Below are 19518 nucleotides of genomic sequence, written 5' to 3'. Positions count from 1 at the left end.
ATTGGTTGCGGGGGCCGGATTTGAACCGACGACCTTCGGGTTATGAGCCCGACGAGCTACCAGGCTGCTCCACCCCGCGTCCGTGGAAGCGCACTATACTCGGTTAGGTTTGTGATGCAACCCCTTTTTCACATAAATCATTAACTTTGTATGTAAATTGAACGGCGTTGCGATATTTGGACTATTTTTTGCTCAGAATTTGCCAAAGGGCATGTGATTCCGTTTCTTTAGAACAGTGGGTTTGTTATCTTCATCACGCGGTAATGGGCAACTTAAAGACGAGATATAATGAAAGGACGTTGGGCGAAGTATCTAATGACAGGGGCAATGGTAGCCATTCTTGCGGCCTGCTCTTCTAAACCGACCGATCGCGGTCAACAGTATAAAGACGGGAAGCTATCCCAGCCTTTCTCTTTAGTTAATCAACCTGATGCCGTTGGCGCACCGATCAACGCCGGAGACTTTTCCGAGCAGGTTTACCAGATCCGCAACGCGTCGCCACGTCTGTATGGCTCACAGAGCAGCGTTTATAACGCGGTACAGGACTGGCTGCGCGCGGGCGGTGATACGCGCAATATGCGCCAGTTTGGTATCGACGCCTGGCAGATGGAAGGGGCGGACAACTATGGCAACGTCCAGTTTACCGGCTACTACACCCCGGTTATCCAGGCGCGACACACGCGTCAGGGCGAGTTCCAGTATCCCATTTACCGAATGCCGCCTAAACGCGGTCGTCTGCCGTCCCGCGCTGAGATCTACTCCGGTGCGCTGAGCGAAAACTACGTTCTGGCCTACAGCAACTCGCTGATGGACAACTTCATCATGGATGTTCAGGGCAGCGGCTATATCGACTTTGGCGATGGCTCCCCCCTGAACTTCTTCAGTTATTCCGGTAAAAACGGTCATGCCTATCGCAGCATTGGTAAAGTGCTGATCGACAGAGGCGAAGTGAAAAAAGAAGACATGTCGATGCAGGCGATCCGCGAGTGGGGTGAAAAACACAGCGAAGCCGAAGTGCGTGAGCTGCTGGAACAGAACCCGTCGTTTGTCTTCTTTAAACCGCAAAACTTTGCGCCAGTGAAAGGGGCGAGTGCCGTTCCACTGATTGGCCGCGCCTCGGTAGCTTCGGATCGTTCTATTATTCCTGCGGGCACCACGCTGCTGGCGGAAGTGCCTCTGCTGGATAACAACGGCAAATTTAACGGTCAGTACGAGCTACGTCTGATGGTCGCGCTGGATGTCGGCGGTGCGATTAAAGGTCAGCACTTCGATATTTATCAGGGCATTGGCCCGGATGCGGGGCACCGTGCAGGCTGGTATAACCACTATGGGCGCGTATGGGTGCTCAAGGCAGCCCCTGGTAGCGGTAACGTATTCAGCGGCTGATTGTGGTATTCTGAGTCGTACTGAATTAACAGAGAAGGGTGAGGAATAACCTCACCCTTTTGACATCTGAGGTTTTATGTCTGTAGTAATCAGCGATGCCTGGCGTCAGCGTTTTGGCGGCACGGCACGTCTATATGGTGAAAAAGCCCTGCAGCTGTTTGCGGATGCGCATGTCTGCGTCGTGGGGATTGGCGGTGTTGGCTCCTGGGCGGCGGAAGCGCTGGCGAGAACCGGCATTGGCGCGATCACGCTGATTGATATGGATGACGTTTGCGTCACCAACACCAACCGTCAAATCCATGCCCTGCGCGATAACGTCGGGCTGGCGAAATCTGAGGTGATGGCGGAGCGTATTTGCCTGATTAACCCGGAATGCCGCGTGACGGTGATCGATGACTTTGTGACGGCAGATAACGTCGCCGAATACATGAGTAAAGGCTACAGCTATGTCATCGACGCGATTGACAGCGTGCGTCCAAAAGCGGCGTTGATTGCCTACTGTCGGCGTTACAAGGTTCCTCTGGTTACCACCGGGGGGGCTGGCGGGCAAATCGATCCCACGCAGATTCAGGTGGCCGATTTGGCAAAGACGATTCAGGACCCGCTGGCGGCCAAGCTGCGCGAGCGCTTAAAAAGCGATTTTAACGTCGTGAAAAACAGCAAAGGCAAGCTGGGCGTTGACTGTGTCTTTTCGACTGAAGCCCTGGTCTACCCGCAGGCTGACGGTTCGGTGTGTGCGATGAAAAGCACGGCGGAAGGGCCAAAAAGGATGGATTGCGCCTCAGGCTTTGGTGCGGCCACCATGGTGACCGCCTCTTTCGGCTTTGTAGCCGTCTCTCACGCCCTGAAGAAAATGATGGCGAAGGCGGAACGTCAGGCCTGAGCCTGACGCGCGGCATCCTGTACCGCCTCACTGAGTGCGACCAGGCCCTGACCGCGCGAGGCGCTGAGCTGCGCCCGTAGCCCCAGTTCATCGAACAATGCCAGCGGCGAGTGCGTCAGCAGCTCCGCCGCGCTTTTCCCTTCCACGGCGGTTAACAGTACCGCCAGCAGCCCGCGAACGATACGCCCTTCGCTGTCGCCAAAGAAATGCAGTTTTTCACCGGATACCGTGCATCCCAGCCAGACGCGGTTCTCGCAGCCGGAAATCTCTTTCGCCTGCGCTTTGCGTTCGTCTGACAGCGCCGGCAACTGCTTGCCGAGCAGGATCAGCTGGCGATATTTATCTTCCCATTGCAACAGCGGGGCGAAAGTCTGTTTTAAGGTCTCTTCTGTGATAACCGTGCCAAACGGATGCTCGGCTAACGCTGAACTCGTCATTAATCCACCAGTATTTCAAGGGCGCGGTCAACGGCATCAACCAGCGCATCCACATCGCTTTGCGTATTATACGGCGCAAACGACGCACGCAGTGTACCGCTCACACCCAGCGCGGCCAGTAATGGCTGCGCGCAGTGCTGGCCGGCACGCAGGGCAATGCCATACCCGGCAAGCAGCGTAACCATATCGCTATGATGAACGCCGGCATAATCAAAGGCCAGCAGGCTTGAGTCCTGCACGCGGAACGATCGAAAACCCGGACGTTTCTGCAGCGCTTCTTCTGCAAGCGTCGCCAGACCCCGGCTCCAGCGTTCTGCCTGAGCGATATCCGTTTCAGCCAGCCATTCAAGCGCGGCACTCAGGCCGATGACGCCTGCGACGTTCGGCGTTCCAGCTTCCAGACGGTAAGGGACATCCTGAGTTTTAAAGCCCTCAAAGGTCACCTCGGTGATCATTTTGCCTCCCCCAAGCCACGGCGTCATTTGCGCCAGCAGGGTCGGTTTTCCGTACAGCACACCGATCCCGGTTGGGCCGTACAGCTTATGTCCTGAGAAGGCATAAAAATCAATATCCAGCTTTTGTACATCAGCGGGGAAATGCACCACGCCCTGGGCACCGTCGACCATCACCACCATGTCGTTAGCGTGGGCCACGTCGATGGCCAGAGCCAGATCCGGGCAACCCCCTGTGACGTTCGACATTTGTCCGAGAGCCAGAATGCGGCTGCGGGGGGTAATGAACTCAGATAAGCGCGCTACGTCTGGCAGAAGATCTGCACCCAGCGGCAGTTTCACAATGCGCGCGCCCGTTTGCTCAGCCACCATCAGCCACGGAACCAGGTTGGCGTGGTGTTCTGCCTCGCTGACAATAATTTCATCGCCGGGCTTTAGCCGCGGGCGCGCATAGCACTGGGCCACCATGTTAATGGCTTCAGTGGTGCCTCGCGTCCAGACGATGTTTTTCCCGCTTTCGGCGTTGATCAGGCGTGCGACCTGATCGCGCGCGGCTTCATAGCGCGCGGTTAATCGCTGTGCTTCGGCAAACTGGCTACGGTGCACGTTCCCGGCGCTCAGGCTGTAGAACTGCTGCGTCGCCTCAATGACTGCCTGAGGCTTAAGGGCGGTGGCAGCGCTATCAAGGTAAATACCGGCATCGGCCAGCGCCGGGAACTGTGCGCGAAACTGCGCGGGACTGAAAGCGTTCATGGAATTCCTCATCTCAATAGTGAGATCGTCGCGCAATTTCATCGGCAGGGCAAGGAGGTTGATATCTATCAGATTTGTCTGCTAATCCTTACTTATCCTGGCGACTCTGAAAAAGCAGGTTATGCTAAATAAGGTTAGGTGAATGTTTAAGCCTGTTATAAATCGATGTTTGAATAGCATTAATTGCTAAAGGAGAATAAGCATGAAAAAGACAGCCGCCATTATCTCTGCCTGTGCGTTGACCTTTGCCCTGAGCGCCTGTTCCGGTAACAACTACGTAATGCATACTAACGATGGCCGTTCTATCGTCTCTGAAGGGAAACCGACAACCGATAACGACACCGGTATGATTTCGTATAAAGATGCGAACGGGAACAAGCAGCAGATTAATCGCACTGACGTGAAGGAAATGAAAGAAATCGAGCATTAATCGATCGCAGGCGAAAAAAAAGCACCGCAAATTGGCGGTGCTACATTAATCACTATGGACAGACAGGGTAAATGTACAGGAAGTGAAAAATTGGTAGCGTTGCTACCGTGGTCTGAATCGCAGACCAATTGCAAACACAACAACACAACATCACAACCGTAAGCCAAAAGCCCTTCAGAACACGCATTCCGAAAAAAGCTCTTCGTTCCGGCTCAGGAAGTGCCGCCACTATAGGTATTTGCTGGTAGTTCCTCAACGGACAAATTATAATGGCTCAGATAAAAAAAACTAATAGGTTAAACATTGTTTCCTGTTTGTTAAATCTCGTTAACATCTAAGCCAGATAACCATGTCGAAGCGATTGCCACCCCTAAATGCATTACGTGTTTTTGATGCAGCAGCACGTCACCTGAGTTTCACGCGCGCAGCCGATGAGCTTTTTGTGACACAGGCCGCAGTAAGTCACCAAATCAAGTCTCTGGAGGATTTCCTGGGCCTTAAGCTGTTCCGTCGGCGCAACCGTTCATTACTGTTGACCGAAGAGGGGCAGAGCTATTTTCAGGATATTAAAGAGATTTTTTCCCAGCTCACGGAAGCCACGCGCAAGCTGCAGGCCCGCAGTGCAAAAGGCGCGCTGACGGTAAGTTTATTACCCAGTTTTGCCATTCAGTGGCTGGTGCCAAGACTCACAAGCTTTAACTCAGCTTATCCGGGAATCGACGTTCGAATCCAGGCGGTGGACCGTCAGGAAGACAAGCTGGCCGATGATGTTGACGTCGCCATTTTTTATGGCCGCGGTAACTGGCCAGGCTTGCGTGTCGAAAAATTATACGCAGAATATCTGCTGCCGGTCTGTTCACCGCTGCTCTTAACGGGCGAAAAGGCGCTGAAGACCCCCGCTGACCTGGCGCGACATACGCTTTTACATGATGCTTCTCGCCGTGACTGGCAAACTTATACCCGTCAATTAGGTCTTAATCATATAAACGTGCAGCAGGGCCCCATTTTTAGCCACAGCGCAATGGTGTTACAGGCTGCCATTCACGGGCAAGGCGTGGCGTTGGCGAATAACGTCATGGCGCAGTCCGAAATTGAGGCAGGCCGTCTGGTTTGTCCATTTAATGATGTGCTGGTCAGCAAGAACGCGTTTTATCTGGTTTGTCATGACAGTCAGGCAGAACTGGGTAAAATAGCCGCTTTCCGACAGTGGATTCTGGCGAAAGCGGCGAGTGAGCAAGAAAAATTCCGCTTCAGGTATGAACAGTAACTTTTGTGTGCCGGGCACGCATCACTTTAGGATTTAAACATGACCAGCCGATTCATGCTGATTTTTGCCGCGGTGAGTGGCTTTATTTTTGTTGCACTGGGCGCCTTTGGCGCACATGTATTAAGCAAGTCGTTGGGGGCGGTAGAAATGGGCTGGATCCAGACCGGCCTTGAATACCAGGCATTCCACACGCTGGCGATTTTTGGGCTGGCGGTGGCAATGCAGCGCCGCATCAGCATCTGGTTTTACTGGAGCAGCGTATTCCTGGCGTTAGGCACCGTGTTGTTCAGCGGTAGTCTGTACTGCCTGGCGCTTTCGCATTTACGCCTGTGGGCGTTTGTTACACCTGTCGGCGGCGTCAGCTTCCTGGCAGGTTGGGTATTAATGTTTATCGGAGCCATCCGTCTGAAACGCAAGGGCGTTGTTCATGAATAAGGTTGTTTTATATTGTCGCCCGGGGTTTGAGAAAGAGTGCGCCGCGGAAATTACTGATAAAGCGGCGAAGCGCGAAGTCTTTGGCTTTTCACGCGTTAAAGATAATGCCGGCTACGTCGTATTCGAGTGCTATCAGCCTGAGGATGCGGATAAACTCGCGCGTGAGCTGCCGTTCAGCTCACTGATTTTCGCTCGCCAGATGTTTGTTGCCGGTGAACTGCTAAAAGATCTTCCGCCGGAAGACCGCATCACGCCGGTTGTGGGTATGCTGCAGGGCGTCGTGGAAAAGGGTGGCGAGCTGCGTGTTGAAGTCGCGGACACCAACGAAAGCAAAGAGCTGATGAAGTTCTGCCGTAAATTCACCGTACCGCTGCGCGCTGCACTGCGTGACGCAGGCGTGCTGACAAACTACGAAACGCCAAAACGTCCGGTGGTGCATATATTCTTTATCGCCCCCGGCTGCTGCTATACGGGTTACTCCTACACCAATAACAACTCTCCCTTCTTCATGGGCATTCCGCGGCTGAAATTCCCTTCAGATGCGCCAAGCCGTTCGACCCTGAAGCTGGAAGAGGCGTTCCACGTGTTTATCCCGGCGGATGAGTGGGATGAGCGTCTGGCGAACGGCATGTACGCGGTCGATCTCGGCGCGTGTCCGGGCGGCTGGACCTATCAACTGGTGAAACGCAACATGTGGGTCTCTTCGGTTGATAACGGCCCGATGGCCCAAAGCCTGATGGATACCGGACAGGTCACCTGGCTGCGTGAAGATGGTTTCCGCTATCGTCCCACCCGCAACAACATCTCCTGGATGGTGTGCGATATGGTTGAGAAGCCGGCAAAAGTGGCCGCGCTGATGGCCTCCTGGCTGGTGAACGGCTGGTGCCGTGAGACTATCTTTAACCTCAAGCTGCCGATGAAAAAGCGCTATGAGGAAGTCTCGCAAAACCTGGCCTATATCCAGGCGCAAATGGATGAGCACGGCATTAACGTGGAGATTCAGGCGCGCCAGCTGTATCACGACCGCGAAGAAGTGACGGTGCACATTCGTCGCTGGTGGGCTGCTGTCGGCGGACGTCGCGACGAGCGATAATACGCGTTACATTGCCCGGTGGCGTTTTGCTTGCCGGGCGATTCATCTGAAAACGATTTAACGTTCTAAGCGCAACTGCTGCAAGTTCCCGTCCAGCTGTAAATCCGTCTGTAACGTCGCCACATCCCGGCAGATAAAGGCCATCTCTTTATGCGCCTCCAGCTTCTTGCGCCATTTTTCCGGGACCTCGTCCAGCCTGGCGTAAATCCCTTCCAGACTCTGAAAATCCGTCAGCAGTTGGGCGGCACTCTTCGGCCCGATGCCTGCCACTCCCGGAACCTTCGAGCTGCTTATTCCGGCCAGCCCCCAGTAGTCAGGAAGTTGTTCCGGCGAGACGCCAAACTCACTGGCGATAAAGGGGGCATCAAGCCAGCGCTTCTGGAAGTAATCGCGGATGCGGACGGTGGGCGAAAGCAGCTGGCAGTAGCCTTTATCGGTTGAGACGATGGTGGCCTGATGCCCGGCGTCCGCGACCTTGACGGCTAACGTGGCGGCCAGATCATCGGCTTCATTGCCATGGGCTCCCCAGCAGGGAACGCCGCGCTGTTCAAAGGCGGCGCGAATGGCCGGCATTTCGGCATGCAGATCGTCAGGCATTGGTGCGCGCCCGGCCTTATAGTCGGGAAGGCGCTGGTGTCGCCAGCCGCTGTTACGCGCTTCGTCATCAAAAACGGCAACCACATGGGTCGGTTCGCTATGGCGGATAAGTTGCTCCAGCGCGTGCAGACACGTGTCCTTACAGGGCGTACCTTGCACCGCATGGATCCGGCGAATGAGGTTGAGCGCATCGACGATAAGCAAATGAACAGCCACAGATAATCTCCCTTCTGTTTAATGGGGGAAGGGTAACATTGTCAGCGGTGGGAAACTATGTGCGGTGGGGAAAACAGGAAGAAGCCTCGCAAAACGAGGCTTCCTGAAAGGCTTAATCGCAGGTCACGATCTTCATCGCCAGGCCGCCGCGAGATGTTTCGCGGTATTTGGCGTTCATATCTTTACCTGTTTCGTACATGGTTTCGATAACTTTATCGAGGCAAACGCGCGGTTCACTGGTCCGACGCAGCGCCATACGTGCGGCGTTGACCGCCTTCACGGAGGCGATGGCGTTACGCTCGATGCAAGGCACCTGTACCTGTCCGGCAACCGGGTCGCAGGTCAGTCCCAGGTTATGTTCCATGCCGATTTCAGCCGCAATACAGACCTGTGTCGGGCTTGCGCCCAGCAGTTCTGCCAGACCCGCCGCAGCCATGGAGCAGGCGACCCCAACTTCACCCTGACAGCCTACTTCTGCACCGGAAATGGAGGCGTTCATCTTGTACAGTGAACCAATCGCACTGGCGACCAGCAGGTAGCGTGCCAGCGAGTTCGCGTTCACTTCGCGGATAAACTTGTCGTAGTACGCCAGTACCGCCGGAACGATACCGCAGGCGCCGTTAGTCGGTGCTGTCACCACGCGGCCACCCGCAGCGTTCTCTTCGTTTACCGCCAGCGCGAACATATTGATCCAGTCAACGACCGCCATAGGGTCCGTGGTCGTTTTGTCGGTGCTCACGAGCATCCGACGCAGCGCTGCCGCACGGCGTGGTACGCGAAGCTTACCGGGCAGAACGCCTTCGGTAGTGATCCCGCGTTCGATACCGCCGCGCATGACTTCCCAGACGCTGGTGAAGTGCTGCTCCAGTTCCGCTTTGCTGTGCAGGGCCAGCTCGTTTTTCATCATCAGGCCGGAAAGGGAGAGACCCGTTTCCTGGCAGTGACGCTGAAGATCCGCCGCGGTTTTGTACGGATAAGGCACGTCAACTGAAGATGTGCTGGTTTCACCAAAGTGGTCTTCGTCGACGATAAACCCGCCGCCGATAGAGTAGTAAGTCTGGCTGTATACCGCTTTGTCGCCTGCCAGTGCGGTAATACGCATTCCGTTTTCGTGCAGTGACAGGTTGTCTGCATGGAAATTCATGCAATGATCAACCGGGAATTCCACTTCATGTTCGCCATTTGCCAGCAGCAGGCGACCGTGGGTATTGACGTCCTGGATGAAACCAGGGATCGCATCAATATCAACGGTATCCGGCAGGTTTCCTGCCAGGCCCATGATAATGGCGATATCGGTATGGTGGCCCTTACCTGTCAGGGAGAGAGAGCCGTACACATCGACAACCACGCGGGTTACGTCGTGCAAAATGCCGCGCGCAATCAAGTCATCCGTGAACTGCTTACCGGCTTTCATTGGTCCGACGGTGTGAGAGCTGGAAGGACCAATACCGATTTTGAAAATATCGAATACGCTAATCATGATGCGTCCATTGCTTTCAGTCAGAGGGGGAGGAGTGCGCCGTCCTGAGACGGCGCGGGTGATAATCAGAACATGGTGTACAGGGAGTAGAAGATTGCGGAGATAGCGATAAGCCCCATGATAACCACGAAGATATTGCTCATCTGACCGCTGTACTTGCGCATGGCAGGTACTTTCTGAATCGCGTACATCGGCATCAGGAACAGAATCATCGCGATAACCGGGCCGCCCAGGGTTTCAATCATGCCCAGGATGCTTGGGTTCAGCGTGGCAACTGCCCAGGTGGTGACCAGCATGAACAGCGCGGTCATCTTGTTCAGTTTGTTGACTTCAATGCTCTTGCCTTTACCGCGCAGAGATTTAATCACCATACCGTTGAAGCCTTCACGTGCGCCCAGGTAGTGGCCGAGGAAGGATTTGGTAATGGCGATGATCGCGATGATAGGTGCCATCCACGCGATGACCGGTGCGTTAAAGTGGTTCGCCAGGTAAGACAGAATGGTGATGTTCTGCTCTTTCGCTGCCGCCAGATCCGCCGGGGAGAGGCTCAGTACACAGCTGAAGACGAAGAACATAACGGTCAGCACCATCATGATGTGCGCACGCGCCAGGATGCTGGAGCACTTCTTCTCTGCACCGTCGCCGTACTCTTCACGCTTCGCCACGGCGAAGGAGGAGATGATTGGTGAGTGGTTAAAGGAGAATACCATCACTGGGATCGCCAGCCACAGGGTCATCAGCAGGCCGTTACCGGTCGCAGATGCGCTGCTAAGGGAGAGCGTTTCCAGCGCGGCACCGTGCCACTGTGGAATCAGATACAGCGCCAGTACCATCAGTGCAGCCACAAACGGGAACACCAGGATGCTCATCGCTTTCACGATCATCTGCTCACCGAAACGGACAATGGTCATCATGCCCACAATCAGGATCAGAGACAGAATGGCACGCGGTGGTGGCGTCATGTGCAGCTGGTGCAGCATGAAGCTTTCAACGGTGTTAGTGATTGCAACGCTGTAAACCAGCAAAATAGGGTAAATCGCGAAGAAGTAGAGCAGGGTAATCAGTTTACCTGCGCCCACGCCGAAATGTTCTTCAACGACTTCAGTAATGTCTTCGCCAGGATTTTTACCGGACAGCACGAAGCGGGTCAGGCCGCGGTGCGCAAAGTAGGTCATCGGGAAGGCAATGATAGCCATGATGATCAGCGGAATCAGACCGCCGACGCCTGCGTTAATAGGAAGGAACAATACACCAGCGCCGATAGCTGTGCCGTAAAGGCCAAGCATCCACATGGTATCTGATTTGCGCCAACCACTTCGGGATTCAATCGAAGCAACGGTGCTGGTTTGAGTGGTTTCCATCTGTATCTCCTGGAGGAAGCAAATTGTCAGGTTTGTAGTCAAATCCGATGAAAAAGTGCCTGACGGTAATATGAAATTCGTTCAGTGACGGTTTTTTAATAATTTTCGCCCGTAACTATTGGCGGGCGGAAAGATACATTCTCGTTATGAATCTATCAGTGATCCCGATCCCAATTGCAATAATCCACTTTTGATGTGGGCATCTTTAGACCATTTATCTATTAAAAAAACATCGAAGAGGATTTACGGGCGCGAAGGCTACCATCAACAACATGTGAGCTAAAAGAGCACCCGCGAAGATAGGTGTCTTACGCTGTAAAGAAATGGGTTTTTAGGATTTTCTGGCAGGTAATTTAGTTTAAGGCTGATAATTTACGGTTTTAAAAACGAGGTAATCGTTTGCGTGGCATCAGAGTTTGTAAAAGGTATAAGCAATATCTATGAGTTGTTTCGGTAATAAAAAAGCCGGGCCCCACAGCATCGTGACCCGGCTTTTATCAGGAGAGTGAAAATGTTACGTGCAGATTTCGTAGCAAGGAATATACGCCGACCCGGGTAGCTTCATGCGGTGCTGGGCAACAAAGCCCTGCAGCATGTCATCCATGCGGCGCATCATTTCGCGATCGCCATGGATCTTATACGGACCATACTTCTCAATAGCACGGATACCCATCTCTTTCACGTTACCCGCCACGATGCCGGAGAAGGCGCGTCGCAGGTCGGCAGCCAGGACTTCTACCGGCTGGTCCGGGTACAGTTTCAGGTTGGCCATGTTTTCGTGCGAGGGTTCGAACGGGATCTGCAGGTCCGGCGCGATGCGGATTGACCAGTTAAAGCTGTAGGCATCTCCGGTATCGCGACGGTTCTCTTTTACCAGCGGCATCGCTTTTTTCATCTGACGCGCCACTTCTGCCGCATCGTCAATGATGATGCGATAGTGACGACGCGCGGTTTCCCCCAGCGTATGCACGATAAACTCGTCCAGTACGCGGAAGTAGTCAGCGCTCTCTTTCGGCCCGGTCAGGATCAACGGCAGAACCTGATCTTTGTTAGCCGGGTTCATCAGAATACCCAGCAGGTAGAGCAGCTCTTCTGCGGTTCCCACGCCGCCCGGGAAGATGATTATCCCGTGGGCAATACGGACAAACGCCTCAAGGCGTTTCTCGATATCCGGCATAATAATCAGTTCGTTAACCAGCGGGTTAGGTGGCTCAGCGGCGATGATCGACGGCTCGGTCATGCCGATAAAGCGCCCTTCTTTGTAACGCTGCTGAGCGTGTCCCACTGCCGCGCCTTTCATTGGCGCTTCCATCGCCCCGGGACCACAGCCGGTACAGATATTCAGCTCACGCAGGCCGAGTTGGTTACCCACCCGACGGGCATAGAGATATTCGGTTTCGTTAATCGAGTGACCACCCCAGCAGACGACCATATTAGGGGCTTCGCCCACGTGCAGGGCGCGGGCGTTACGTAAAATGGAGAACACCAGATTGGTGATATGTACCGAGCTTTCCAGGTCGAGATGCTGGAAGCGGCCTGCGTTGTGGATCTGCCCGTTAACAAACAGGATGTCACGCAGCACGGCAAACAGGTTGGCCTGAAGGGAGCGAATGATGCGCCCGTCCACAAAGGCCTCTTCCGGCGGGTTGATCACTTCAAGTTTCACGCCACGCTCGCGGCGCAGCACGTTGATATCAAAGCTTTCGAAGCGGGACAGCAGCTCTTTACTGTTGTCGGTCAGGCTTCCGGAGTTCAGTACGGCAAGTGAACAGTTACGAAACAATTGATAAAGATCGCTGCTGGCCGTGCGTTTAAGCATGTCCACTTCCAGCTGCGACAACATATCCATTGAGCCAAGAGGGCTAATATGTGTAATCAAGTGAGCTCCTTACGGGACGATTATCGTCTTTCCCTGTTGATTACAATAGCCCTGGCTTACGACGTTTCACAACCTAAAGCGCGGAATAGACCGCGCATATTGCGAAAATATTTAGGTTACTGGCGTACAAGACGGCCGGTGGCAGGCACAAAGTCCGTGTTGGTGCGCCATGGATTGATATCCAGACCACCGCGGCGGGTGTAGCGCGCATAAACGCTTAACGTTTCGGGATGACAGAAACGCTGAATATCATTAAAGATGCGCTCCACGCACTGCTCGTGGAATTCGTTGTGATGGCGGAACGACACCAGGTAGCGCAGCAGTTTTTCCCGGTCAATCTTCGGACCGCGATACTGGATCTGCACGGAGCCCCAGTCCGGCTGATGGGTGATCAGGCAGTTGGATTTCAGTAAATGACTTACCAGCGTCTCTTCAACGGTCTTTCCGCTTGCCGCATTTTCGAGGTAATCGGTACTGAATTCGTAATTATCCACTGCGATATCCTGATCGTCGATGCAGGTGCCGTTGAAGTGGGCAACCGGCTGCCCTTCCAGCTCATTCAGACGATAGAGTGACACGCTCACCTTGCCCTGTGCGCAGGCGCTTAAATCCCGCTCCAGGGTATGCTGAACCTCTTCCTGACTGTCGAATTTGGTCTGGTTAAAGCTGTTGAGATAGAGCTTAAAGCTTTTGGATTCCACCAGGTTCTGGCTGGCATAATCCAGTTCAACGTGGCCCACTGCGACCTGCGGCAGACCGCGGGCGTTGAGCCAGGAGAGCTCGTACAGCGTCCAGATATCACCGCCAACAAACGGCAGCGCGTCAGCGCGCAGGCCCAGAGGATCGCGATTCAGACTGCGCGGTACGCCCTGCAGCAGGCTTGCATCGTAGGTGTCGCGGTAATCGGTCGATTTACCCAGCGTTAAGCCCGTTAACGCCTGATGATTTTCGTAAGACATGTTTCATAGCCACTTTACAGGTACACTTATGGGCTGAGTTTATCCTGTCTTACAAGAAGAGAGAAATCGGTGGACATCGAAACTGCAAATGCCCTCACTGCCTTCACGACCCGCTATTGCGATGCATGGCATGAAACGCATGGCACATGGCCGCAAAGCACTGACTTATATGGTGTACCTTCGCCATGTATTATCTCTTCTCCGGATGATTACGTTATCTGGCAACCGCAACCCCCGACGGGTGAGCAAAATGTAAATGCGGTTGAACGGGCAATGGACATTGTGGTACAACCAGCGGTTCACGCGTTTTATACCACGCAATTTGCAGGGGATATGCCTGCGCGATTTGCTGGTATCACGCTGACGCTGTTGCAGACCTGGAGTGAAGACGATCTGCAGCGTGTTCAGGAAAACCTGATTGGTCATCTGGTCACGCAAAAACGCCTTAAGCTTTCTCCGACGCTCTTTATTGCCACGCTGGACAGTGAACTGGACGTTATCTCAGTCTGCAACCTGTCTGGTGAAGTGGTTAAAGAGACCATCGGTACCCGCAATCGCGAGACTCTCGCCCCCTCACTTGCGGAATTCCTCACCCGACTTGAGCCACTTCTGTAATCCACGATGCCATCGCGCGTGTGAGAGATCTCTTACAGAGTTGTGAGAGATCGCTGGATCATTCAGTATTGCCTTATTTAATTAAGATTAACATTACTCTATTTTTCAATACGTTAATGAGATATCGCCGCGTCCAGGGGGGCACGGGACGGCTTACAGCGCTGCCAGCATGGGTTGTAAGACGAAGCAGAATAGCGGATTCTAGTTGTGTCGAGAGGATGCCGACACGAGAAACGAACATCAGGATGATGGCGTTTCTCACCAGGAACACGTCAGGATGACGCTGCAGGAAGGCTTCAGGATGAAGCAAAAGGATCGCGCAGGATGCGTAAGGGACACCTCCAGGAAGGGAGAATGAGAGCCGGTCAGGATGGTCGGTGGGTCAGGATGGCCAGGACGTTTCAGGATGAAACAAACACATCAGGACGATGTGAGCAGGATGCACAAGGTGAAGGATGACCAGGCCTTCGGGCTTCAGGAAAAGTTGTCACGGATGAGCAGGGAGCACGAATTGTAGCTGGATTGCTGCGGAACGAACCGGGAGCACTGTTTTTACAGTGCTCCCTTTTTTTATTTCTGTCTCCTGCAATGCTATGCTGCGCGCCGTTCACTTTTTCAGTTGAGGTTACTATGACGCAACACGATAGCGTTCGTGCCCGGTTGCACGCCATCGAGGCATTATTGCGCCAACATCAGCTGTGGCAGGAGACCGCGCCGCAGCCAGAAGCCTTCGCAAGCACTCAGCCGTTCTGTCTGGATACGCTGGCACCGTTCGAATGGCTCCAGTGGGTATTAATTCCGCGTATGCACGCGCTGCTCGACGGTGGCCACCCGCTGCCGCAGGCGTTCGCTGTTGCGCCTTACTATGAAATGGCGCTGGACGCGACCCACCCTGCGCGCGATGTCATGCTGATTGAGCTGGAAAAGCTGGATGCCGTGTTTGCCGGTGAAGATGCATGACGCTTGAGATCCTCTATCAGGATGAGTGGCTGGTCGCGGTAAACAAACCGTCTGGCTGGCTGGTGCACCGAAGCTGGCTGGACCGCGATGAAAAAGTGGTGGTGATGCAAACCGTGCGCGACCAGATTGGTCAGCACGTCTTTACGGCTCATCGTCTCGACAGGCCAACCTCCGGTGTGTTGCTGATGGGGCTTTCCAGCGAAGCGGGCCGCCTGCTGTCGCAGCAGTTCGAACAGCACCAGATCCAGAAACGCTACCACGCGATCGTTCGTGGCTGGCTGACGGAGAGCGCTACGCTCGATTATCCGCTGGTGGAAGAGCTGGACAAAATTGCCGATAAATTTGCCCGCGATGACAAAGGCCCGCAGCCCGCCGTGACGGATTACCGCGGCATGGCGACCACGGAAATGCCGGTGGCAACCAGCAAGTTTCCGACCACCCGCTACAGTCTGGTTGAGCTGTTGCCCAAAACCGGGCGCAAACACCAGCTCCGCCGTCACCTGAAACATCTGCGTCATCCGATTATTGGTGACAGCAAGCACGGCGATTTGCGCCAGAACCGCAGTGCTGCCGAACATTTTGGCTGCGACCGCCTGATGCTGCATGCCAGTGAACTGAGCCTGACGCACCCGTTTACCGGCGAACCGCTGACTCTCCATGCGGGGCTGGACAACGTCTGGATGCAGGCGCTGTCACAGTTTGGCTGGCTGGGGCAACTCCCCGAAAATGAAAGGGTTGAGTTTGTATCGGGCAACGTTCAGGATGAACAGCAAGCGCAATAATCAAGGAAATACATCATGGCTGAAGTGGGCATTTTTGTCGGCACAATGTACGGCAACTCGCTGCTCGTAGCAGAAGAGGCTGAGGCGATACTCGCAGGTCAGGGCCATAAAGCCACGGTCTATGAAGACCCGGAGCTGGCAGACTGGGAAAAGTACAAAGATAAATACATTCTGGTGGTTACCTCCACTACCGGGCAGGGCGATCTGCCGGACAGCATCGTGCCGCTTTTCCAGGCAATCAAGGATCAGCTTGGCTATCAGCCGGATGTTCACTACGGCATCATTGCTCTGGGCGACAGTTCTTACGCCAATTTCTGCGGCGGTGGTAAGCAGTTCGATGCGCTTTTGCAGGAACAGAGCGCGCAACGCGTCGGTGAGATGTTGCTGATTGATGCAGGTGAACACCCTGAGCCAGAGAGTGAATCGAACCCGTGGGTTGAACACTGGGCAACGCTGCTTAAATAACCCTCTGGCCGGGCAGCCCTTCGCATACCCGGGCCCCCGTGCCCACGTGGCGCGAGCGCAAACACAAAACGGTAACGTCGGTTACCGTTTTGCTTTTCTCCCGCCTTCCGGCGAATTCCGTGAACTACCTTCCACTGCTTTGGGCTTATGCCCCAAACAACTTCTCATTGACCCCTCAATGTTGTGTTCATGCACGGTGAGGGACAGAGGCACTTCTCCCTATACTTTTCCGGTCAGTCATCAAAAAGGCAGTGCGCACTATAAAACGGCATCAAGCCGTACCAAAACTGCCAAATACTAACCCTCATTCTGGTTACCCTACCGGTGCTGTACAGAATGAACTGGCGAGAGCCTGGATTCAGGAGTGCAACAATGAGTACATTAAGCCACGCGGCGAGCAGCGCTGAGAAGCGCACAAATGCGCGCTACTGGATAGTGGTGATGCTGTTTATCGTCACATCCTTTAACTATGGTGACCGTGCCACGCTGTCGATTGCCGGTTCTGAAATGGCAAAAGACATCGGTCTTGATCCGGTTGGCATGGGCTACGTTTTCTCCGCATTTTCATGGGCCTACGTTATCGGCCAAATTCCTGGCGGCTGGCTGCTTGATCGTTTTGGCTCCAAACGCGTCTATTTCTGGTCCATCTTCATCTGGTCGGCATTTACCCTGTTGCAGGGCTTCGTCGATGTGTTCAACGGATTTGGCATCATCGTTGCGCTCTTCACCCTGCGCTTCCTGGTGGGCTTAGCCGAAGCACCTTCCTTCCCCGGTAACAGCCGTATTGTGGCGGCGTGGTTCCCGGCGCAGGAGAGGGGAACGGCGGTAGCAATTTTTAACTCTGCGCAATACTTTGCGACGGTGATCTTTGCCCCCATTATGGGCTGGCTGACGCATGAAGTGGGCTGGTCACATGTCTTCTTCTTTATGGGTGGGCTTGGGATCATCATTAGCTTCGTCTGGCTGAAAGTGATCCACGAACCGAACCAGCATCCCGGCGTGAATAAAAAAGAGCTGGAGTACATTGCTGAAGGCGGGGCGCTGATCAACATGGATCAGAAATCCGCAAAAGCAAAAGTGCCGTTCAGCCAGAAATGGGCGCAGATCAAGCAGCTCGTCGGCTCGCGCATGATGATCGGCATCTATCTGGGCCAGTATTGCATTAACGCCTTAACTTACTTCTTTATCACCTGGTTCCCGGTTTACCTGGTGCAGGCGCGTGGGATGTCGATCCTGAAAGCGGGCTTTGTGGCGTCAGTCCCGGCTATCTGCGGTTTTGTAGGGGGTGTGCTGGGGGGCGTGATTTCCGACTGGCTGATGCGCCGTACAGGCTCTTTGAATATCGCGCGTAAAACGCCGATTGTGCTCGGCATGCTGCTCTCCATGACCATGGTGTTCTGTAACTACGTCAGTGCTGAGTGGATGATTATTGGCTTTATGGCGATGGCCTTCTTCGGTAAAGGGATCGGTGCCCTCGGCTGGGCGGTCATGGCGGATACCGCACCGAAAGAGATCAGCGGCCTGAGCGGTGGACTGTTCAACATGTTTGGCAACATCTCCGGGATTGTGACCCCCATTGCCATCGGCTACATCGTGGGAACCACCGGCTCCTTCAACGGCGCGCTGATTTACGTTGGCGTACACGCGCTGGTGGCGGTCCTGAGCTACCTGGTTCTGGTGGGTGATATCAAGCGCGTGGAACTTAAACCTGTAGTGGAGCGCGGCTGATGACGACTCAATCAAGCCCGGTGATTACCGACATGAAGGTCATACCGGTGGCCGGACAGGACAGTATGCTGCTCAACATCGGTGGCGCACATAACGCCTGGTTTACCCGTAATATCGTGGTGCTGACGGATTCCGCGGGCCACACCGGCGTTGGGGAAGCGCCGGGTGGCGAGGTTATCCACCAGACGCTGGTAGACGCCATTCCGCTGGTCGTCGGGAAGGAGGTCGCTCGCCTCAATAACGTGGTGCAGCGGGTGCACAAGGGCAATCAGTCGGCAGACTTTGACACGTTCGGCAAAGGCGCCTGGACGTTCGAACTGCGCGTCAACGCCGTCGCCGCGCTGGAGGCTGCGCTGCTTGATTTACTGGGTAAGGCGCTGAAGGTCCCGGTCTGCGAACTGCTGGGGCCAGGAAAACAGCGCGACGCGGTGACGGTGCTCGGTTATCTGTTTTACGTTGGCGATCGCAATAAAACCGACCTGCCTTATCTGGCGCATTCTCCTGGCGACCACGAGTGGTATCACCTGCGTCACCAGGAGGCGCTTTCCGGTGAGGCGGTGGTTCGGCTGGCGGAAGCCGCGCAGGATCGCTACGGATTTAAAGATTTCAAGCTGAAAGGCGGCGTATTGCCCGGCGAGCAGGAGATTGAAACTGCCCGCGCGCTCAAAAAACGCTTCCCGGATGCGCGCATCACGGTGGATCCGAACGGTGCATGGCTGCTGGATGAGGCCATTGCCTTATGCAAAGGGCTGGACGACGTGTTGACCTACGCGGAGGACCCGTGCGGGGCCGAGCAGGGCTTCTCTGGCCGTGAAGTAATGGCGGAATTCCGGCGTGCCACCGGTCTACCGGTGGCCACCAATATGATCGCCACCAACTGGCGTGAAATGGGCCACGCGGTGATGCTGAACGCGGTCGATATTCCGCTGGCGGACCCGCATTTCTGGACACTCTCAGGTGCCGTTCGCGTCGCACAGCTCTGCGACGACTGGGGACTGACCTGGGGTTGTCACTCCAACAACCATTTCGACATTTCGCTGGCGATGTTTACGCACGTTGGCGCGGCGGCTCCGGGCAACCCGACCGCCATTGATACCCACTGGATTTGGCAGGAGGGAGAAGCCCGCCTGACGAAAGAACCGCTGGTAATCAAAAATGGCAAGATTGCCGTACCAGATGCACCGGGGCTGGGCGTTGAGCTTGACTGGGATCAGGTTCATCACGCGCATGAGGCGTATAAAAAACTGCCAGGCGGCGCGCGTAACGACGCGGGGCCGATGCAGTACCTGATCCCCGGCTGGACATTTGATCGTAAGCGCCCTGTTTTTGGACGTCACTGA

19 protein-coding genes and 1 tRNA gene are annotated in these 19518 nt (G+C 54.7%); 12 read left to right on the top strand and 8 right to left on the bottom strand.

Annotation, left to right across the window (positions count from 1 at the left end):
- Window positions 1-2: 2 nt before the first annotated feature.
- Window positions 3-79, bottom strand: a tRNA-Met gene (locus JTA15_RS13120).
- Between the two features lie 209 nt (window positions 80-288).
- Here JTA15_RS13120 and mltA point away from each other — a divergent pair.
- Together mltA and tcdA are read left to right on the top strand one after the other, a co-directional pair.
- Window positions 289-1386: a murein transglycosylase A gene (mltA, locus tag JTA15_RS13115; protein WP_025203349.1), complete on the top strand. Its 1098-nt coding sequence runs from the start codon at window positions 289-291 to the stop codon at window positions 1384-1386.
- A gap of 76 nt (window positions 1387-1462) precedes the next feature.
- Window positions 1463-2269 carry a tRNA cyclic N6-threonylcarbamoyladenosine(37) synthase TcdA gene (gene tcdA, locus JTA15_RS13110; RefSeq protein WP_182268836.1) on the top strand — a complete coding sequence of 269 codons (807 nt, stop codon included), beginning with the start codon at window positions 1463-1465 and terminating at the stop codon, window positions 2267-2269.
- Here tcdA and csdE read toward each other — a convergent pair.
- Window positions 2260-2706 carry a cysteine desulfurase sulfur acceptor subunit CsdE gene (gene csdE / locus JTA15_RS13105; RefSeq protein WP_014171435.1) on the bottom strand — a complete coding sequence of 149 codons (447 nt, stop codon included), beginning with the start codon at window positions 2704-2706 and terminating at the stop codon, window positions 2260-2262. The two genes, tcdA and csdE, sit on opposite strands and share 10 nt — an antisense overlap.
- Window positions 2706-3911: a cysteine desulfurase CsdA gene (gene csdA / locus JTA15_RS13100; protein WP_219372382.1), complete on the bottom strand. Its 1206-nt coding sequence runs from the start codon at window positions 3909-3911 to the stop codon at window positions 2706-2708. The genes csdE and csdA overlap by 1 nt, the downstream gene beginning before the upstream one ends.
- Window positions 3912-4113: 202 nt before the next feature.
- Between csdA and JTA15_RS13095 the strand changes: the two genes are divergently transcribed.
- The 4 genes from JTA15_RS13095 to rlmM all read left to right on the top strand — a co-directional run bounded on the left by JTA15_RS13095 (window position 4114) and on the right by rlmM (window position 7136).
- Window positions 4114-4341: a YgdI/YgdR family lipoprotein gene (locus tag JTA15_RS13095; RefSeq protein ID WP_003862759.1), complete on the top strand. Its 228-nt coding sequence runs from the start codon at window positions 4114-4116 to the stop codon at window positions 4339-4341.
- A gap of 349 nt (window positions 4342-4690) precedes the next feature.
- Window positions 4691-5608: a glycine cleavage system transcriptional regulator GcvA gene (gcvA, locus tag JTA15_RS13090; RefSeq protein WP_014171433.1), complete on the top strand. Its 918-nt coding sequence runs from the start codon at window positions 4691-4693 to the stop codon at window positions 5606-5608.
- 39 nt (window positions 5609-5647) lie between these two features.
- Window positions 5648-6043 (top strand): DUF423 domain-containing protein, encoded by a 396-nt coding sequence (locus JTA15_RS13085; protein ID WP_008499646.1) that lies wholly within the window; start codon window positions 5648-5650, stop codon window positions 6041-6043.
- The gene (gene rlmM / locus JTA15_RS13080; protein ID WP_219372381.1) at window positions 6036-7136 is read left to right on the top strand and encodes a 23S rRNA (cytidine(2498)-2'-O)-methyltransferase RlmM; all 1101 of its coding nucleotides are present in this window, start codon (window positions 6036-6038) and stop codon (window positions 7134-7136) included. The genes JTA15_RS13085 and rlmM overlap by 8 nt, the downstream gene beginning before the upstream one ends.
- A gap of 57 nt (window positions 7137-7193) precedes the next feature.
- Here rlmM and xni read toward each other — a convergent pair whose 3' ends face one another.
- The 5 genes from xni to queF all read right to left on the bottom strand — a co-directional run bounded on the left by xni (window position 7194) and on the right by queF (window position 13628).
- Window positions 7194-7949, bottom strand: coding sequence for a flap endonuclease Xni (xni, locus tag JTA15_RS13075; protein WP_219372380.1), 756 nt, complete (start codon window positions 7947-7949; stop codon window positions 7194-7196).
- 112 nt (window positions 7950-8061) lie between these two features.
- Entirely contained in the window at window positions 8062-9429 is a 1368-nt protein-coding gene (locus JTA15_RS13070) for an L-serine ammonia-lyase (protein ID WP_020883793.1), read from the bottom strand.
- A gap of 65 nt (window positions 9430-9494) precedes the next feature.
- Window positions 9495-10790, bottom strand: coding sequence for an HAAAP family serine/threonine permease (locus JTA15_RS13065; RefSeq protein WP_025203352.1), 1296 nt, complete (start codon window positions 10788-10790; stop codon window positions 9495-9497).
- A 514-nt stretch (window positions 10791-11304) separates the two neighbouring features.
- On the bottom strand, window positions 11305-12669 hold the full coding sequence (gene ppnN, locus JTA15_RS13060; RefSeq protein ID WP_014171428.1) for a nucleotide 5'-monophosphate nucleosidase PpnN: 1365 nt from the start codon (window positions 12667-12669) through the stop codon (window positions 11305-11307).
- Window positions 12670-12785: 116 nt separating this feature from the next.
- Window positions 12786-13628 carry an NADPH-dependent 7-cyano-7-deazaguanine reductase QueF gene (queF, locus tag JTA15_RS13055; protein ID WP_020883795.1) on the bottom strand — a complete coding sequence of 281 codons (843 nt, stop codon included), beginning with the start codon at window positions 13626-13628 and terminating at the stop codon, window positions 12786-12788.
- 69 nt (window positions 13629-13697) lie between these two features.
- Between queF and syd the strand changes: the two genes are divergently transcribed.
- From syd to JTA15_RS13025, 6 genes are all read left to right on the top strand, one after another.
- Complete coding sequence (syd, locus tag JTA15_RS13050) at window positions 13698-14243, top strand: SecY-interacting protein (RefSeq protein ID WP_032678878.1); 546 nt, start codon at window positions 13698-13700, stop codon at window positions 14241-14243.
- Window positions 14244-14873: 630 nt separating this feature from the next.
- Complete coding sequence (locus JTA15_RS13045; RefSeq protein ID WP_032678877.1) at window positions 14874-15203, top strand: YqcC family protein; 330 nt, start codon at window positions 14874-14876, stop codon at window positions 15201-15203.
- On the top strand, window positions 15200-15985 hold the full coding sequence (gene truC / locus JTA15_RS13040) for a tRNA pseudouridine(65) synthase TruC (RefSeq protein ID WP_014171422.1): 786 nt from the start codon (window positions 15200-15202) through the stop codon (window positions 15983-15985). Before JTA15_RS13045 ends, truC begins: the two co-directional genes overlap by 4 nt.
- A 15-nt stretch (window positions 15986-16000) precedes the next feature.
- On the top strand, window positions 16001-16450 hold the full coding sequence (locus tag JTA15_RS13035) for a flavodoxin (protein WP_014171421.1): 450 nt from the start codon (window positions 16001-16003) through the stop codon (window positions 16448-16450).
- 372 nt (window positions 16451-16822) lie between these two features.
- The gene (locus JTA15_RS13030) at window positions 16823-18178 is read left to right on the top strand and encodes an MFS transporter (protein WP_020883799.1); all 1356 of its coding nucleotides are present in this window, start codon (window positions 16823-16825) and stop codon (window positions 18176-18178) included.
- Window positions 18178-19518 carry an enolase C-terminal domain-like protein gene (locus tag JTA15_RS13025; RefSeq protein ID WP_025203355.1) on the top strand — a complete coding sequence of 447 codons (1341 nt, stop codon included), beginning with the start codon at window positions 18178-18180 and terminating at the stop codon, window positions 19516-19518. Before JTA15_RS13030 ends, JTA15_RS13025 begins: the two co-directional genes overlap by 1 nt.

The organism is Enterobacter sp. BIDMC 29 (assembly GCF_019378755.1).
Taxonomy (GTDB): domain Bacteria; phylum Pseudomonadota; class Gammaproteobacteria; order Enterobacterales; family Enterobacteriaceae; genus Enterobacter; species Enterobacter ludwigii.
This window is presented reverse-complemented; position numbering and strand designations above follow the sequence as displayed.

What these genes read in the sequence shown, in the direction of transcription:
- mltA (WP_025203349.1), top strand. Translation starts at nt 289, where the DNA reads ATGAAAGGACGTTGGGCGAAGTATCTAATGACAGGGGCAATGGTAGCC.
- tcdA (WP_182268836.1), top strand. Translation starts at nt 1,463, where the DNA reads ATGTCTGTAGTAATCAGCGATGCCTGGCGTCAGCGTTTTGGCGGCACG.
- csdE (WP_014171435.1), bottom strand. Translation starts at nt 2,706, where the DNA reads ATGACGAGTTCAGCGTTAGCCGAGCATCCGTTTGGCACGGTTATCACA.
- csdA (WP_219372382.1), bottom strand. Translation starts at nt 3,911, where the DNA reads ATGAACGCTTTCAGTCCCGCGCAGTTTCGCGCACAGTTCCCGGCGCTG.
- JTA15_RS13095 (WP_003862759.1), top strand. Translation starts at nt 4,114, where the DNA reads ATGAAAAAGACAGCCGCCATTATCTCTGCCTGTGCGTTGACCTTTGCC.
- gcvA (WP_014171433.1), top strand. Translation starts at nt 4,691, where the DNA reads ATGTCGAAGCGATTGCCACCCCTAAATGCATTACGTGTTTTTGATGCA.
- JTA15_RS13085 (WP_008499646.1), top strand. Translation starts at nt 5,648, where the DNA reads ATGACCAGCCGATTCATGCTGATTTTTGCCGCGGTGAGTGGCTTTATT.
- rlmM (WP_219372381.1), top strand. Translation starts at nt 6,036, where the DNA reads ATGAATAAGGTTGTTTTATATTGTCGCCCGGGGTTTGAGAAAGAGTGC.
- JTA15_RS13070 (WP_020883793.1), bottom strand. Translation starts at nt 9,429, where the DNA reads ATGATTAGCGTATTCGATATTTTCAAAATCGGTATTGGTCCTTCCAGC.
- JTA15_RS13065 (WP_025203352.1), bottom strand. Translation starts at nt 10,790, where the DNA reads ATGGAAACCACTCAAACCAGCACCGTTGCTTCGATTGAATCCCGAAGT.
- queF (WP_020883795.1), bottom strand. Translation starts at nt 13,628, where the DNA reads ATGTCTTACGAAAATCATCAGGCGTTAACGGGCTTAACGCTGGGTAAA.
- JTA15_RS13045 (WP_032678877.1), top strand. Translation starts at nt 14,874, where the DNA reads ATGACGCAACACGATAGCGTTCGTGCCCGGTTGCACGCCATCGAGGCA.
- truC (WP_014171422.1), top strand. Translation starts at nt 15,200, where the DNA reads ATGACGCTTGAGATCCTCTATCAGGATGAGTGGCTGGTCGCGGTAAAC.
- JTA15_RS13035 (WP_014171421.1), top strand. Translation starts at nt 16,001, where the DNA reads ATGGCTGAAGTGGGCATTTTTGTCGGCACAATGTACGGCAACTCGCTG.
- JTA15_RS13030 (WP_020883799.1), top strand. Translation starts at nt 16,823, where the DNA reads ATGAGTACATTAAGCCACGCGGCGAGCAGCGCTGAGAAGCGCACAAAT.
- JTA15_RS13025 (WP_025203355.1), top strand. Translation starts at nt 18,178, where the DNA reads ATGACGACTCAATCAAGCCCGGTGATTACCGACATGAAGGTCATACCG.